The 14,169-nt window shown below is 44.5% G+C and carries 23 protein-coding genes and 1 pseudogene; 14 read left to right on the plus strand and 10 right to left on the minus strand.

What is annotated here, in order from left to right; genetic code table 11:
* On the plus strand, positions 1-210 hold a 210-nt coding region (locus LC574_RS04805; protein WP_229451740.1), incomplete at its 5' end, for a class I tRNA ligase family protein.
* Between the two features lie 75 nt (positions 211-285).
* On the opposite strand, the pseudogene LC574_RS04810 reads toward LC574_RS04805, so the two are convergent.
* Positions 286-528 (minus strand): annotated as a pseudogene (locus LC574_RS04810) (tyrosine-type recombinase/integrase); the annotation flags it as partial.
* A 317-nt stretch (positions 529-845) separates the two neighbouring features.
* On the opposite strand from LC574_RS04810, the gene LC574_RS04815 reads away from it, so the two are divergent.
* Positions 846-1,361, plus strand: a complete 516-nt coding sequence (locus LC574_RS04815; RefSeq protein ID WP_229451742.1) for a GNAT family N-acetyltransferase — start codon at positions 846-848, stop codon at positions 1,359-1,361.
* A 530-nt stretch (positions 1,362-1,891) separates the two neighbouring features.
* On the opposite strand, the gene LC574_RS04820 is transcribed toward LC574_RS04815, so the two are convergent.
* Entirely contained in the window at positions 1,892-2,857 is a 966-nt protein-coding gene (locus LC574_RS04820; RefSeq protein ID WP_229451743.1) for a hypothetical protein, read from the minus strand.
* A gap of 138 nt (positions 2,858-2,995) precedes the next feature.
* Between LC574_RS04820 and LC574_RS04825 the strand changes: the two genes are divergently transcribed.
* Positions 2,996-3,316 carry a hypothetical protein gene (locus LC574_RS04825; RefSeq protein WP_229451744.1) on the plus strand — a complete coding sequence of 107 codons (321 nt, stop codon included), beginning with the start codon at positions 2,996-2,998 and terminating at the stop codon, positions 3,314-3,316.
* A 645-nt stretch (positions 3,317-3,961) separates the two neighbouring features.
* Here LC574_RS04825 and gatB read toward each other — a convergent pair.
* Entirely contained in the window at positions 3,962-5,437 is a 1,476-nt protein-coding gene (gene gatB / locus LC574_RS04830) for an Asp-tRNA(Asn)/Glu-tRNA(Gln) amidotransferase subunit GatB (protein WP_229451763.1), read from the minus strand.
* A 129-nt stretch (positions 5,438-5,566) separates the two neighbouring features.
* Here gatB and LC574_RS04835 point away from each other — a divergent pair, with 129 nt between their 5' ends.
* Positions 5,567-5,851, plus strand: a complete 285-nt coding sequence (locus tag LC574_RS04835) for a hypothetical protein (RefSeq protein WP_229451745.1) — start codon at positions 5,567-5,569, stop codon at positions 5,849-5,851.
* 22 nt (positions 5,852-5,873) lie between these two features.
* Here LC574_RS04835 and LC574_RS04840 read toward each other — a convergent pair whose 3' ends face one another.
* The 4 genes from LC574_RS04840 to LC574_RS04855 all read right to left on the minus strand — a co-directional run bounded on the left by LC574_RS04840 (position 5,874) and on the right by LC574_RS04855 (position 7,643).
* Positions 5,874-6,569: a DnaB-like helicase N-terminal domain-containing protein gene (locus LC574_RS04840; protein WP_229451746.1), complete on the minus strand. Its 696-nt coding sequence runs from the start codon at positions 6,567-6,569 to the stop codon at positions 5,874-5,876.
* Positions 6,570-6,892: 323 nt separating this feature from the next.
* Entirely contained in the window at positions 6,893-7,174 is a 282-nt protein-coding gene (locus LC574_RS04845; protein WP_229451747.1) for a hypothetical protein, read from the minus strand.
* Between the two features lie 13 nt (positions 7,175-7,187).
* Positions 7,188-7,382 (minus strand): hypothetical protein, encoded by a 195-nt coding sequence (locus LC574_RS04850; RefSeq protein ID WP_229451748.1) that lies wholly within the window; start codon positions 7,380-7,382, stop codon positions 7,188-7,190.
* Positions 7,383-7,418: 36 nt separating this feature from the next.
* Entirely contained in the window at positions 7,419-7,643 is a 225-nt protein-coding gene (locus LC574_RS04855; protein WP_229451749.1) for a hypothetical protein, read from the minus strand.
* A 95-nt stretch (positions 7,644-7,738) separates the two neighbouring features.
* Between LC574_RS04855 and LC574_RS04860 the strand changes: the two genes are divergently transcribed.
* Positions 7,739-8,032, plus strand: coding sequence for a hypothetical protein (locus tag LC574_RS04860; RefSeq protein ID WP_229451750.1), 294 nt, complete (start codon positions 7,739-7,741; stop codon positions 8,030-8,032).
* Between the two features lie 87 nt (positions 8,033-8,119).
* On the opposite strand, the gene LC574_RS04865 is transcribed toward LC574_RS04860, so the two are convergent.
* Positions 8,120-8,509: a hypothetical protein gene (locus tag LC574_RS04865; protein ID WP_229451751.1), complete on the minus strand. Its 390-nt coding sequence runs from the start codon at positions 8,507-8,509 to the stop codon at positions 8,120-8,122.
* A gap of 36 nt (positions 8,510-8,545) precedes the next feature.
* Complete coding sequence (locus LC574_RS04870) at positions 8,546-8,773, minus strand: hypothetical protein (RefSeq protein WP_229451752.1); 228 nt, start codon at positions 8,771-8,773, stop codon at positions 8,546-8,548.
* A 73-nt stretch (positions 8,774-8,846) separates the two neighbouring features.
* On the opposite strand from LC574_RS04870, the gene LC574_RS04875 reads away from it, so the two are divergent.
* The 4 genes from LC574_RS04875 to LC574_RS04890 all read left to right on the plus strand — a co-directional run bounded on the left by LC574_RS04875 (position 8,847) and on the right by LC574_RS04890 (position 10,215).
* Complete coding sequence (locus LC574_RS04875; protein WP_229451753.1) at positions 8,847-8,996, plus strand: hypothetical protein; 150 nt, start codon at positions 8,847-8,849, stop codon at positions 8,994-8,996.
* A 99-nt stretch (positions 8,997-9,095) separates the two neighbouring features.
* Positions 9,096-9,329: a hypothetical protein gene (locus tag LC574_RS04880; RefSeq protein WP_229451754.1), complete on the plus strand. Its 234-nt coding sequence runs from the start codon at positions 9,096-9,098 to the stop codon at positions 9,327-9,329.
* A gap of 40 nt (positions 9,330-9,369) precedes the next feature.
* Positions 9,370-9,825 (plus strand): hypothetical protein, encoded by a 456-nt coding sequence (locus LC574_RS04885; RefSeq protein WP_229451755.1) that lies wholly within the window; start codon positions 9,370-9,372, stop codon positions 9,823-9,825.
* Positions 9,826-9,831: 6 nt separating this feature from the next.
* The gene (locus LC574_RS04890; protein ID WP_229451756.1) at positions 9,832-10,215 is read left to right on the plus strand and encodes a hypothetical protein; all 384 of its coding nucleotides are present in this window, start codon (positions 9,832-9,834) and stop codon (positions 10,213-10,215) included.
* Here the strand turns inward: LC574_RS04890 and LC574_RS04895 are convergent.
* Positions 10,172-10,417 carry a hypothetical protein gene (locus LC574_RS04895; protein ID WP_229451757.1) on the minus strand — a complete coding sequence of 82 codons (246 nt, stop codon included), beginning with the start codon at positions 10,415-10,417 and terminating at the stop codon, positions 10,172-10,174. The genes LC574_RS04890 and LC574_RS04895 overlap by 44 nt on opposite strands.
* Before the next feature lie 91 nt (positions 10,418-10,508).
* Between LC574_RS04895 and LC574_RS04900 the strand changes: the two genes are divergently transcribed.
* From LC574_RS04900 to LC574_RS04920, 5 genes are all read left to right on the plus strand, one after another.
* Positions 10,509-10,703, plus strand: coding sequence for a hypothetical protein (locus tag LC574_RS04900; protein ID WP_229451758.1), 195 nt, complete (start codon positions 10,509-10,511; stop codon positions 10,701-10,703).
* 105 nt (positions 10,704-10,808) lie between these two features.
* Positions 10,809-11,171, plus strand: a complete 363-nt coding sequence (locus LC574_RS04905) for a hypothetical protein (protein ID WP_229451759.1) — start codon at positions 10,809-10,811, stop codon at positions 11,169-11,171.
* A complete protein-coding gene (locus LC574_RS04910) occupies positions 11,168-12,415 on the plus strand; it encodes a hypothetical protein (RefSeq protein ID WP_229451760.1) in 1,248 nt (415 codons plus the stop codon). Before LC574_RS04905 ends, LC574_RS04910 begins: the two co-directional genes overlap by 4 nt.
* Positions 12,381-12,611, plus strand: a complete 231-nt coding sequence (locus LC574_RS04915; RefSeq protein WP_229451761.1) for a hypothetical protein — start codon at positions 12,381-12,383, stop codon at positions 12,609-12,611. Before LC574_RS04910 ends, LC574_RS04915 begins: the two co-directional genes overlap by 35 nt.
* 186 nt (positions 12,612-12,797) lie before the next feature.
* A complete protein-coding gene (locus tag LC574_RS04920; protein ID WP_229451762.1) occupies positions 12,798-13,997 on the plus strand; it encodes a tyrosine-type recombinase/integrase in 1,200 nt (399 codons plus the stop codon).
* The last annotated feature ends 172 nt before the right edge of the window (positions 13,998-14,169 follow it).

The raw sequence follows: 14,169 nt of genomic DNA on the forward strand, positions 1-14,169 counted from the left end.
ACTAGCGCACTTCCCCATATTAATAGCATCAAACACTTAGGAAAGTTAGTAGGTTTGATGCTTCCGGCAGATGTTTATGCCCGATTCTTGAGACAGGAAGGGAAGACAGTTCTGTTTGTCTGCGCTACTGATGAACATATTACACCTACTGAAATAGCAGCAGAAGAAGCAGGATTAGATGTAGAAACTTTCTGCCAAAAACTGGGGTAGTGTTACGGAAGCTGCGGCCAGGGGCAAACTAAACAGTTTAGTTTAGGAGGAGAGCATTAAAACAATACATAGATATTACACAGGGAACTTTCCGATCACAGAGTCGTATTCTTTTTGGGCTTCTCCTACGGACAATCGTGAGTAGACTTCCAGTGATTGCCGGGACGAATGCCCAGAGTAAGGTTGAATCAGCGCATCATCAATTCCTTGCTTTTTCAGCCACGTTAGCAGGAAATGCCGCAGTCTATGAGGTGAGATAGTTCTGTTTAGTCCGGCAGCCGTTGCATACTTTTCTAGGATTTTTCTCACACCTCGGTCACTATACTTGCGTTTCCATGATGGGCTTTTTTCTTAGCTGAAGTTCTCACACAGACACCTCCAAAGACTCATGTTCAATTCGTAAACGTTCTTCAAGGTCTAAGCGGAAAGTACCGTAGGGATTGACATGACTGTAAAATATATGTATCGTGATTTAGGGCAGGCGATCGCTTAACTCGTGCAATTTGGCAATGTTTGTTTTGTCCATTTAGCTTGTGCCTACTTGTATGGTATTACATAGTGGTAAATACATCAATGAACCGCAAGCTATGGCAACCATTTATGCGCGATCGTAAGCGGACGAGGCTTGTGTAGTGATGATTAATCTACGCCCCGCCACCCCTGCTGACTTGAACTTGCTGCAACACTGGGATCAACAACCTCATGTCATTGCCGCAGATCCCAACGATGATTGGTATTGGGAGGTAGAACTGAGTCGCAATCCTGACGGTCGAGAGCAACTAATTGCCCAGATCAAGGGTCGTCCCATTGGATTTGTCCAAATTATCGATCCAGCGCGTGAGGAAAGCCGTTATTGGGGCGATGTTGCACCGGATCTTCGTGCCATTGATATCTGGATTGGGGAAGAAACAGATTTGGGCAAAGGCTACGGCACAAGAATGATGCAGCTTGCCCTAGCTCGATGTTTTGCCGACCCGCGTGTGACGACTGTCCTCATCGATCCACTTGCCAGCAATACTCGCGCTCACCGCTTCTATGAACGTCTTGGCTTCCAATTTGTTGAACCACGAAGGTTTGGCGACGATGACTGTTTTGTTTATTGCCTGAACCGAGCAGATTGGCATCCTGAAAACACGATCGCATCGCGGTAGCGGCAGCTAGTGAGCGATCGCCGCATAACAACGCCCATGCACACCGACCGTCGAGAGTCGATCGGTTGTGATGCAGTCAAAATTACCAAAGTCAGTAGACCGAAAAGTTTTGCAATCGCTAAAAAATAGTAGTCTGTGATACCGTTTATTTAGGAATGTACAAAAGCTGATTTCGAGAAATGAATTATAAGCTGAACTTATAGAAAGAGTGGCAAAACGACCAAAATCAGCCAGATGGTAAACAAACTTCGCAAGCTACCCCATACTCGCGGTCTACGGCTTGACGTAAAAATTCTCTTCCTCTGTTTGAGCGTAAATAGGTGAGAAAGAACTTGTCTAGAACTTCAGGGTAACTGAAACTTTTTGTAGCACACTGGACAAAGCAAGTCTCTGCCCAAAAGTTTGAGGTCGGAGTACTTGCCGCACTTAAAGCAAGTGCCTTCAAAGTGGATTGTTCCAACTTTAACTTTTGCTTTCATTTGGAGGATTTAGGTTTCAAAACCCTTCATTTAGATGAAGGGTTAATAGCATCAGGTCAGAGGAATTATTTTACACAATTCCTGGAATAGCAGGTTTACTACTTTACTCATCAACTTTCCCTGAATGTGCTTACCACCTAGCAATTTTTCACCTTGTTCACCGACGTTAGCTTTGAGTGAATCACGGTAGTTAATCAATTCTCTGGTCACTTCGTTCTCTGGTAGCTTTCCCGTTTCCACGCCGGTTAAGACGTACTGCCACAGGCTGATTCTACACAAGGATGAACCACTGGGTTTTTCAACTAAACCGTCCCCTGACTGTTCCAGAACGGTTCCCATGCCCAAACGCATTTTGAAAGTGTCGCGGCTGCGGTTGCGTTTAATTCGTTTGGCATCCCCAGCTAACCGCCTCACGGTGGTTTCTCCATTTTTGCGCTCGCGCTCCGTTCTCTTCACCTCCCGCACTTCGTATTCAATGACTGGCCTGCCATTGACACCCAGGAACGACTCGAAGGGATAAATCCTGGTGAGTAAACGCGATCGCACTCGTAACCCAAAACCGAACTTATCAAACACGGTCATGTAAGGCTTAAATGCAGAACAGGAAAGCATTTCACTGATTTTTGTCTGATTCCCCTCAATCCATCGTTCATGCTGATGAGAGTAAAATTCCCAAAATGCTCTAGTACCTGCCTTTGTTCCTTGTGGCGGTGCTGTTTCTAAAAAATCAGCAAGTTCTCTACCACGCTCGAATCCTTCGACCCAACATTTTATAGATTCAACCCACTCGCTATTGATGGCAAAGCCACCTTTTACGGTTGCCTCGGTTGCAACTTCAAGCGGATCGGTGTTGCAGTGAATTGCGATAATTTGGGATAAGGCTTGGTACTGAAAACTGCTAAGGCGCTCCATATCAACAATCCACAAGGCAACCACATCACCGTTATCTGTGGTCACGCGCTCCAGGGGGAAGGGGTCACGCATGGGTATCATGCCGAACCAATCCCAATAGATCATCTTCTGCTAACAAGACATCAACTAAAAAGCCGCCAACTAAAAAGCCGCCAACTAAAAAGCGCTAAGTAGGCGTTGAAGTAGTCGGTAAAAAAGTTGCGGGTATACCCGCAACTTTTTAAGTATTTTAAGAATAAAGAAATGAGATTTGATGCCAGTTTAGCAAGCTTTGTATTAGCTTTTGTGGGTGCATTATCAGGTTGGATTGCCTGGTGGCTAAACAAGAGACAACAGATTGTGCAAAAAGCCGTAGCCGCAGCCGAAAAAGCGCTAAACGATAAGCGTGACTTTAATCACCTTGTAAATAATCAAATACAAATATCTGACGGCATTGCCAATGGATTTAAGGATCTAGAAAAGATGCTGGACGACCTCATCAAGGAACTTTTAGAAATTAAAGCTTACTTAATTCGCTACGGGATAGTCCCAGAAGAAGTGCCACGCAGGAATAAGCAGGATTAGCTCTCTGGGGATTCCTTACAACTATCAGGTTGGATAGGTCAATTTGTACTTTGGAAAAGTGCTGAGTTAGCAGTTAGAAGTTAAGAGTTATTAGTTTTCCCCTACTTCCCCTACTCCCCACTCCCCACTCCCCACTCCCTTTTATTGTGAGTTTATTTGCTGATGGCAATAATAAAGCACTAGTTGGCAATTAGCATAATTGTTTTTACCTTTCTTATGACGAAAGACAAAAGCAAAAAAGGAGAGCCACTTGGGTCGCTCTCCAGATCATTACGGTGCATCTTTTAATTACACTATATCATTTATTTTCTAAGTGTTAATGCTTATTTATGAAGATTATTTCTAAAAGTTTGATGAAAAGTTTACGTAAATACCACAGAACTCTAATAAAAAAGAGAGCCACTTAGGCAGCTCTCCAGATCATCAGGGTGCATCTACTTACCACAGCATAGCATTTTAGGTATGCGTGCTGTCACCAGTTTTTATATGAAGATTTCGTGAAGAATCACCGGGAAAATACTTACTTGGGAATTGGGCATTGGGGATTGGGCATTGGGGATTGGGGATTAGTTATTTTTTCTTGCTTCTCCTGCTCCCTCTGCTCCCTCTGCTCCCCCTGCTTCCCCTGCCCCCCCTGCTCCCCTGCTAGGCGTTCAGTTTTTTCTCCACCAATTCATTAGTCAGCTTAGGATCAGCACGTTTGCCTGTCTTTTTCAGAACTTGTCCGACAAAGAAGCCTTTGAGGTTGGTGTTGCCGTTGCGATACTTTTCTAGTTCTTTGGGATTGGCAGCTATGACTTCATCAACGATGGGTTCTAGTACACTAGGATCGGTGATTAACTCTTGACCGGCAAAGGCTTTTTCAGGAGAAATACCAGTGAGCAAATCTGGTAACTTTTCTTTAGCTTGAGCATTGCTAATTTTGCCCGTTTCAATACGAGTGATGATATCAGCTAGATTGGTGGGAGTTAGGCCGATTTCAGTAATACTGAGTTTTTGCTTATTGAGGTGAGCTGCGATATCTGGAGTAATCCAGTTTGCAGCAGCTTTGGGATTTGCTCCAGATGCGATCGCAGTTTCAAAATATTCCGCTATTGAACGATCTTCTGTCAGCACTCGCGCATCATAAGCCGAAAGTCCCAACTCACTTTCATAATGATGGCGTTTTTGGGCTGGTAATTCTGGTAATTCGCTGCGCCATTTCTCTAATTCGGCATCTGTCACCTCAATTGGTGCTAAATCTGGTTCGGGGAAGTAACGGTAATCGCTAGAACCTTCTTTCACCCGCATACTACTTGTGCGTTGAGCGCCTTCTTCCCACAGTCGAGTTTCTTGGATAATGCTCGCGCCTGCTTCGATTGCTGCGATTTGGCGTTCAATTTCGTAGTCAATCGCTCGTTGGATGGCGCTGAACGAGTTCATGTTTTTAATTTCTACTTTTGTGCCAAATTTCTTTCGTCCTACTGGACGCACAGAAATGTTGACATCGCAGCGCAGAGATCCTTCTTGCATATTACCGTCACTCACGCCGAGATACCGCACAATCCGGCGCAACTCTTCGGCATATTCAGCTGCTTCCAATCCAGAACGCAAGTCAGGTTCTGAGACAATTTCTACTAACGGTACACCTGCGCGATTGTAGTCTACTAAAGAATAGGAAGAACCCGAGAGGCGATCGCTACCCGCGTGTACCAATTTTCCAGCATCTTCCTCCATGTGCAGACGTGTGATACCAATGCGTTTACGAATAGGATTTCCCTCAGCATCTACCAACTCAATTTCTAACCAACCATGTTCTGCGATCGGTAGATCATATTGAGAAATTTGGTAATTTTTGGGTAAGTCAGGATAAAAATACTGTTTACGGTCAAATTTGCTATATCTAGCGATTTGACAATTTAGTGCCAAACCAGCCTTGACGGCGTATTCTAATACTTTTTCATTGAGTACAGGTAAGACCCCAGGTAAACCCATACAAACCGGGTCAATGTTAGTATTTGGGTCAGCACCGAATGCTGTAGAGCTATTAGAGAAAATCTTGGTATTGGTACTCAGCTGACAATGGGTTTCTAGACCAATAATCGCTTCATACTCAGTTTTTACGGTTGTAGCAGTGGTCATAATATCAATATTTGGGCATAATCCTTGTAGTGGTACTATTGTAGCGGCGTATTGAGTTGCCCTGAAGACGGTTATTTGGGTGAGCAATGCTTACCCTTATCAGCTTGAAAAAGGAGATGCAAACACAAGATGAAGAAAATCTTAATTATTGGTTCTGGGGGTGCTGGTAAATCTACCCTAGCCCGCGAACTGGGAACTGTCTTAGGCTTAGAAGTGATTCACTTGGATGCTTGGTATTGGAATCCTGGGTGGGTTGAGACTCCAAAAGCTGAATGGCAGAGCATAGTCCAAGACCTAACCCTACGAGAATCTTGGATTATGGATGGTAACTATGGCGGTACTCTCGACGTTCGTTTGTCGGTTGCAGATACGGTCATTTTTTTGGATTTTCCCCGGATTTTGTACTTGGCTTAAATGGATTTATATCTTTAAATTATCAGCAACATAACCCCTTCCCTCTATGCATTGAATGCGTTTTTTCAACAAGTAATGCTAATTGCGGTTTGATTAGCTTTAGACTAGGATTAGATGTTTTGAGGTAAATATCCTCCAATTCTTTTATTAGTTTATTGTGCCGCCAGAGAATATTTTCTTCTTTTGTTGGGGCTACTGGTGCTGAGATTATCTCTTTGATTTTGTTCTCAAATGTTACACAAACATCTGTCCATTCTGTTTGCGTGTCATAAGATAAACTTGTGAGTTGATGAGTAACTTTGATTGCTTCTCGACGCCTAGCATTTATGATAATTATGGCGGCTAAACTATCGATACTAGCTCCACTGACTTTTATATCGAGAATGTTACTTAGTGTTGTTGTGACAATGTTAACTAGTGCGTTTCTACCACCTATTTTGCCTAATAAATCATGGTCTGAGAGCCAACTAGTGACATGCAGCAAGTCTGTTGGTTGACCTTTTGCGTAAAGTTTGAGACAGGCTTGGTAAATATCTTTGTGTGCACCAACATAAAAATGTTCTGGTCTTAATCTGTCTTTAACTCGACCCATTACGTTTGGATCTTCAATTATTCCACCAAGCACGTATATTTCTGCTTCGATGTTGCATGGTAGTGGACGGTTGTTATCAGGCTCAAAGCTTAGTTCATCAGTAAATGTATAGGGGATTGCTATCATTTTTCTGTCCCCCAATTAGCTAGCTTTTGATTATTTAATGTGGTAGAATATGCGAAAGTGACGGCTATCCTACTGCCTAATCTTTTTAAGTATTTATTCATTTTTTTACTGTTTTGAATTCACTAATTCCTAATTGGTGAGTTTTTTTTTGCGTGTGACGAATTTCTTAGTTCTTATTAGAACATCATCGCCAATTAAACAATCGCAACTTCGTGGCGATCGCACTTTCAAGTTCGGTTTTCTGCCCTAAAACGGGTCGATGCCTGCGGCGGCAAGCTACGCAATTTCAAGGCAGGCATTAATCCACTGGTTAATCTCGTCACTCATTGGCGCCTGCTCCTTAACGCTTGACACTCGGCTTTAATCCCAGCAATCAGGTCTGGGTCTGTCTCAAGTAAGCTCGGCAACCCGTCTAACATTGCAGCTGCCATAGTTATCGCCTCATTGCGTTTTAATTCTGGGTCTAAGGTTTGGATGTAATCGACAAATTTATGGAGATTCCGGCAGGCAACCTCTGTAGCACCGTTTATTTCTGGGTCAACGATCGCTATGATGTCTTCAAAAATAACGATCGCTGCTTTTAGCTGTTGTTCTGGTGTACTCATTGGTTATTGGGTGTTAGGAATCGGTCAGTTGCAGGTAAAGCAGAAAGTTTTCTAATTCTTCTTCGGTTAATAAAAGGCGCGATCGCTTCCCGTAAAGTTTCCATAGATGCTCTCGACCAAGTTCAACCGTCCAACCTAATCGCTGCATTTCGGCATCGATGCTGCTCATTAGGTTGTCGAGGTTTGGGTATGTTGGTTTTTCGGTCATTGGGCCTTAGTTATTAGGTATAGCGATCGCACTCCATCACGCAGCAGTGAAGTCAACGTAATAGCTAGTCCCAACAGAAAATTGAGACGACGCGGCTGGGTTGGTGATTTGGAGTGTGATGTTACCGGCTGGTGTTGCTTGCCAGAAGGTTAGGTTTTCTTCGTTGGGTGGGTTGGTGGTGACTGGGGTGAGGATAACTGTTGCTGTCTGGGTTTCGTGGTCGAGGGTGTTCTGTTGACAGGTGAATTTAGCTCTGATCATTGGTTTTATTCCTTGGTGGTTGGTGGGAAAGATTAGGGAAGGCGGATCGAGTTGGCGCTTGATCCGCCATGTTGTCTTGAAAAGAGAAAATCGAAATGAGTGACAAAATTTACTTGGATGATGAAGATGTCGTGTCGCTGGATCAACCTGACTTTGGATTAGGAAATACTTTCAAAATCAGCGAACTTAAGTTGCAAATTCAAGCTTTCTTTCTAGAAACAACAGAAGATGGACTTTTTGCAGCTGGTAGGTGTGGATGGTTTAACAAGGACGGGATTGAAGGCGAGATACTTCGACAAGAAGGTGGTGGTTGGCAAACAGGGATGGTTGTGTTTCGGGTAGAATTTGTTCCCGATCCTGCGGATCAAACACCTGCTGTTGAAACCTAGAATCCAATAGTCACAGATGCGTCGCCTGCTGATAAGTAGGCGACATATCCATGAATAAAGCCGTTCTGCCTAGATAGGTAAACGGCTTTATTTTTGATTTTCAAGTTCCTGAGTAGAAACTAAATCGTATATTTCTTGTTTCAGCGCTTGAACTGCTAGCTTAAAGACTTCCTTCTGCTTCTTAGTCTGAAGTAAACGATCTTCTAAATGCTGTTGCTGATCGTCAACATAGTCAAAATAAGCGTTCTCGATAAGTTCAAGACGCTCTAGGACTTTGCCAGAAGTAGCTTCTCCTCGTTTTCTTGACCTAGTGGTATCTCCCCTCTGCCTATCTTCGCTACCAGTTCTGATCTGCTCAATCCCATTGATTTGGCTTTGAACAGAAACAAATCCCAATCCTTCTCGCTGAGGTTCAGAGACACATTCTTCGCGTCCTCTGCTAACTTCCGTGGTCTTGCCATTTTCTTGTGTTTTCACGATAGTAAGCCTATTTTACATACCTCAAACTGAATTTCATACCGGAAACCATTGACTAATGGTTTTCGGTATGTTTAATATATCATTAGTTTCCGGTATGTAAAACTTTTTCATACAAACATCATTCCCCAAACCAGGCAGAGATAGCAGCCTGCCAGCAATGAGCGAACGCCAAAGACCTGCTAGGGGAAACCGACAACTGACAACTGCATTCACCCGTAAGTCGTAGCGTCGCGGGGTTAGCAGTACGTAGCTGACATCCATGCTGATTGTATTAACTGATAGCTGTCCCTATCCGTAAGTCGTAGCAATTTGTTCTAACAACCAAAGAAAAGTCATGAACATTCCAGAAAATTTTGCCAAAGCATGTTGGCGGAATTGGTATCGAGATTACCGTGTTGCCAATAGGGACAAAACTAAGTGCGATCCTTGGAGCAAGTTTTGGGAGCGCCGACTTAGAGCGTTAGAAGACTATTACCGTTACTGATTCACTCAAGAACTGCATTCACCCGTAAGTCGTAGCGTCGCGGGGTTAGCAATACTTAGCTTCCATCCATGCTGAATGTACAAAAAGCAACAACGTCTTATGAATATGAAGTTCATTCATTTTCAACATCCAAACTCTGATACATTTCTCTGCTTTGACAAAATTGCTTACGTGCAACGAATCGAAGATGTAATTTTCATCCACTTTGACGGTGACTCGAAACCAGTTCAGTTGCGTAAAAGAGAAGCCGAGGTTTTTTTGCGGGTAGTCCAAGACAACAGCTTAACCATCTACCGCCCCAGTCCTGAAGAGGTAGAGGAGGTAGGGCAGTAAAAAGGCGATAGCCCGCTACAGAGCGATCGCCTTCGTTCAAATGAATTTAATAGTTAAGGAGATTTTAGCAATATCAACAGCAATTAAAAATCCAGAGCAAACTGCCCTGGATATTCTAAACAACAAAGAAATAACTTTGAAAGAGAACAACATGAATGTAACAGAAATTAATCGTCTAGACATCATCAACCACATCGAGCAGAACTTTGACCGCACTCAAACCACTGGGCTAAACTGCCTAATCTTCCTGGCACTGCGAGAAAAATCCACCATCGCTTACCAGAAGAAAGAATGGGGGTTTGAGGACATACCCGAACAGATCATACAGGCGTGCGATTCTCTTGAAGAAACCGAACTTGCTGAACTGGGTGCCGATATTGCTGCCAGCTTATTAGACGAAATTATCAGCGCAGCGCTTGACACAAAAAACGCCCAAAAGCTTACTACACAAGCGATTGACGACCATAATCAACCCACGTTATTGAGCGACTATTAACGTATTATGACTGACCAACAGATTAGCGATAAAGCACTTAACGGGCAACGAGCAAACACCATTAACAGCCGTAAAGGCAAGAAAAAGGAGTGGAAGGACTTAACTATTGACCCACTTTCGGAAGGGTATGACAGCCATCAAGCCGACTATGTAGTGGGTAAAGCCCCAATTACTTGGGCATTACTTGAAGTTGGTCAACTATTCTCGCGCTCCAAAAGCGGGAAGAACTTGCACGTCAAGCTGAATGACGGTCGCGCCATCTGCTTAGATAGCCGGCGGCCAATTGAGTTTAAGCCATCAATCCGCAACTCTAAACAGGTTTGGGTTGTGACTAATTTCAACTCGACTAGTGCAAGTAAAGCCGATAGTGCAAGTAAAGCCGATTTTTAAAGGCGATCGCCGTCCGCAACAGGTACACGATCGCCCAAATATTTTCCGAAGAAAACACCCAATCAAAATTATATGACTGATCAAGCAAATCCCAGTAACGAGATTCACCGCGTCGGCTTCCCAGAGGGGCAGCTGCTTGGCAACGGTGCCACTGACAAGGAGTGCGCCGAAATCTCAGCCGCCTATCTCCAAGGAAAGCCACTGCCTGTCAGTGATAACGAAGTTATCAACCGAATCAACGACCGGCTAACCCAAACTAACGGCTACGGCTTGTACAGCGCCTGGGGGGAAGAATGACTGAAGATACTCGTAGCCCTTGGCTGATTGCAGCTATTGCTATATCTGAAGAATTAAAAAAACAACCACCAGAGGTGCAAGCAGAATTTCGACGCATGAGCAAGAAAACTTACCCCGAAACCTGGAAAGCTATACGAGAGAAGGAGCAGGAGGAGGAGCAGAAGAAGGAGCAGGAGGAGGAGCAGAAGTGAATCAAATAAGTATTCTTATTTGCATCATTGGCGCTTTAGTCATTGCGATCGCACTGTGCAAACAGGAAAATGACCGTCCTTTCTACCTTAAAATCGAGGTGCAGTATGGCAGATGAGCAAAAAATCGTCGTCGAGGTTCCAAGCGTTCGGGGTTATTCCCCGGTAGCTAGTACAACCGAACTATCGCGCCTAGAGGAATTCAAGCATGGATGGAGAAACGCGATCGCCCTGCCAGACAATCTGCCCGACTTAGCTTACACCCTTGCTTCAACAGTAGCGATTCCGGCTTTATTAAGTAGCTGTTGGGTAAGTATACCCATCCCTGGATTTATCCGCTTGGGGGTGTTGGGGGTGTTAGTGATGGCGGGGATTGTCGTCATGTACTTAAGGCAAGTCGTGCCGGAGGTCAAAGATATTCTGCTCCTTCGGGTTGGGTTAGTTGCGGTGGGGGTATTGCTAGGAATATGAGCAGTAACTTGCACCCTTCCCAACTGCACCAACACTTGCAAATGTACGTTTGCGCCAAGTGGTCATTTTGGGGCAGCTTAACTTTAAGCTGTGGCTTGTTGTTCCTGGGGGCAACTCAAAAGCCAGAGTCTAAACCGTGGATACTAGGGGCATCTGTTGGCGCTCTGGAAGTCGGACGCAGACATCGCCAAACAGCCAAACTTTTGCAAGAATCACTCGGCGATATCGACCGAGCCTCACGGGTTAACTTTCAAGCCTGGGCAAAAGTCAATACCCAACCCACGGCACAGTTAGCCCTCACAGTTGGCGTTCTTGATGCCAACTGGCAACCAGAGAACTTAATCACAGATCCGGTTGAGTACATCCAAAAAAAACAAAAACACGTTGCCCTCGTTGGCGGCACTGGCGACGGGAAATCGACATTCACCCAATACCTGTCCTCCAAAATCGGTGGTAGGGTCGTTGTCTATGATTCCGATGCCAAGCCCGACGATTGGGCATGGATTGATCAAGCCGATGTCATTGGGCGTAAAGGCAACTTTAAAGCCATTGACACCGCAATGGGTAACGATTTAAAAACCTTAGAGGAACTTGTGGAGCTTCGCGGTGAGGGGGGAGATAACGCCATCGCCGGTCGGGAACGATTCATGATCGCCGAAGAATTCCCGGTTTTGGTGGACGAATGCGACAATTCCTCCGACTGGATAAAACGCCACGCCAAACGGGGCAGGCGATATAAACAGTTCATTTGTGCCATCGCCCAAAACGACACCGCTGAGAATTTCGGCTTGCAAGGTGACAAAGACACCCTTTACAGCTGCTTTGTCTTGGTGAGATTAGGGCAATTCGGGCGTGACCACGCCAGGACTAAACTTAAAGATCCTCAACTAGAGCAGTGGTTGAAAGCTGGTGGCAAGAAGCGGTTTATGGTCGATGACTGCCCTTGTGAGCTTGATTTGAGCAACTGGGGAACCGGTGCAACCGTGCAGACAAAAACCTCCGGCGGGGGAGATGAGGTGCAATCGCAGCCGGAAACCATGAATGAGTTCGAGCAATTTATCCTTGACTGGGGTCAACAGCACCCGGGCGAGGTTTTAAAAGCCAGGATTTTGCTGCAAGCTAGCCGATTGTTTGAGGGAATGCAATCAGACGAAGTACGGATCATCTTTGCTTCGATGGCTGATCGGGGCTTGGGAGAAGTCGAAGGAAGTGGCGATCGCTTGGGCTGGAGGTGGTCAAAGTAATGTCTACAGTTTGCCTACAGTCTGTCTACAGGCTGTAGGTAACGCAATACATGTAAATTGTCGATTAATTGACCAGGATTTGAGTGGAAGTGCGATCGCTCACCACTTGATTACAAATCACTCACAAGTCCGTCTACACCGTCTACAATTTTTTAACCCCAAAATTTTCGCTGTAGACGGCGAAAAGCGCTCCTAAAGCGGATTTTGGCGACTGTAGACAAAATTTATGGGGTTTAAAAAACTTCAAAAATCCGAACAATTTTTAACTCTGCGATGTCTCAAACAAATTGTCCTCGCTGCGGTCATACCTGGGCTTTAGATGCCGTATTGCGGTGTGAATTACTTCTGTACCCTATGCAATGTCCGAGGAAGTATTTAGCTCATGGATGCTGACAACAAGTGGATTAGCTGTGATCCGCGAACAGGAAGGCTGCTTATTCGTTTCTGGGTCAAAGGATTCCTCAAGCAATTTTTTATCAGCACTGGGCTGAAGGATACCAAACGCAACCGGGAGATTGTCAGATCCAAAAGGGACGCGATCGCAAATGACATCGCACTTGAACGCTTTGACCCCACGCTTGCCAACTACCAGTTTAAATCGACCCGACAATTTAACCCCGCAGCGCTGCCACTAAAAATAGAAGACAAACACCAAGTGGACTTACAACAACTTTGGGATAAATTCACAGATTTTAAATCGAGTCAACTTGAAGAGACTACTATCAGGGGAAGTTATGCCGCGATCGCTCGTTATATTCGCAGGTTGCCAACCAAAGAATTAACCGATGCTCCCAGAATTCGTGATTGGCTGCTCAGTAATATTTCCTTGTACATGGCCTGGGATAATTTAAATTCCTACCGCAGATGTTGCGATTGGGCTGTTGACTCAGGACTGATCGCTAACAATCCCTTTTCCTCATTAGTTATTGGCAAGCCCAAGAAAAAATCGACAGATGTTGATGATTACAGAGCTTTCACCTTAGAACAGAGAGACATTATCATTCATTCATTTGAAAATCACTCTATTCACTCCTACTACGCTCCTCTGGTAAAATTCATGTTTTGGACTGGTTGCAGGACAGGCGAGGCTTTTGCATTGACTTGGGGAGATATCACCCCAGACTGTTGTCAAATATCGATCAGCAAATCAAGAAACCTGCATGGAATTTTGAAAGGAACCAAAAATGGCAAGAAGCGAATTTTTCCTACATTTGTAAATTCAAAACTCCAAAAACTGCTTTTAGAAATTAGACCAGAATCACCCGACCCAGATGAAGTAGTTTTTCTGACTAAGCTAGGCAACAGAATGACAAGCTATGCCCTTAACGATATTTGGAAGGGGACGACAGCAACTTATAAAAGAAAATATTCTTACCTGGGTGTGGTTAGTGAACTCGTGGCACTAGGTAAACTACCGTACTACCTCAAGCCATACGCCACGAGGCACACATTCGCTACATGGGCTATTAGTAGCGGCATCACCCCCGATAAAGTCGCAATGTGGATTGGCGACAACGTAAAGACAGTTTTGCTTTTCTACACACACCCCAATGTGGTAACTGCTAAATGCCCAGACTTCTAATCGTGCTACTTAAATGCTACTCAATTTAGAGGGACATAAATATCTTGAGAATTAGGATTAAGGTATGGACGCTGCAAGTCAATTGTATGGTGTGCAAAGTGTTCGTCAATCGTCCTCATCCGTTCTTCCATCGCATTTTTACCTTTTTGCCAAGCTTCAAATAAAGCATTAG

The sequence above is a fragment of the Nostoc sp. CHAB 5715 genome (assembly GCF_020829685.1).
Lineage (GTDB): Bacteria > Cyanobacteriota > Cyanobacteriia > Cyanobacteriales > Nostocaceae > Nostoc.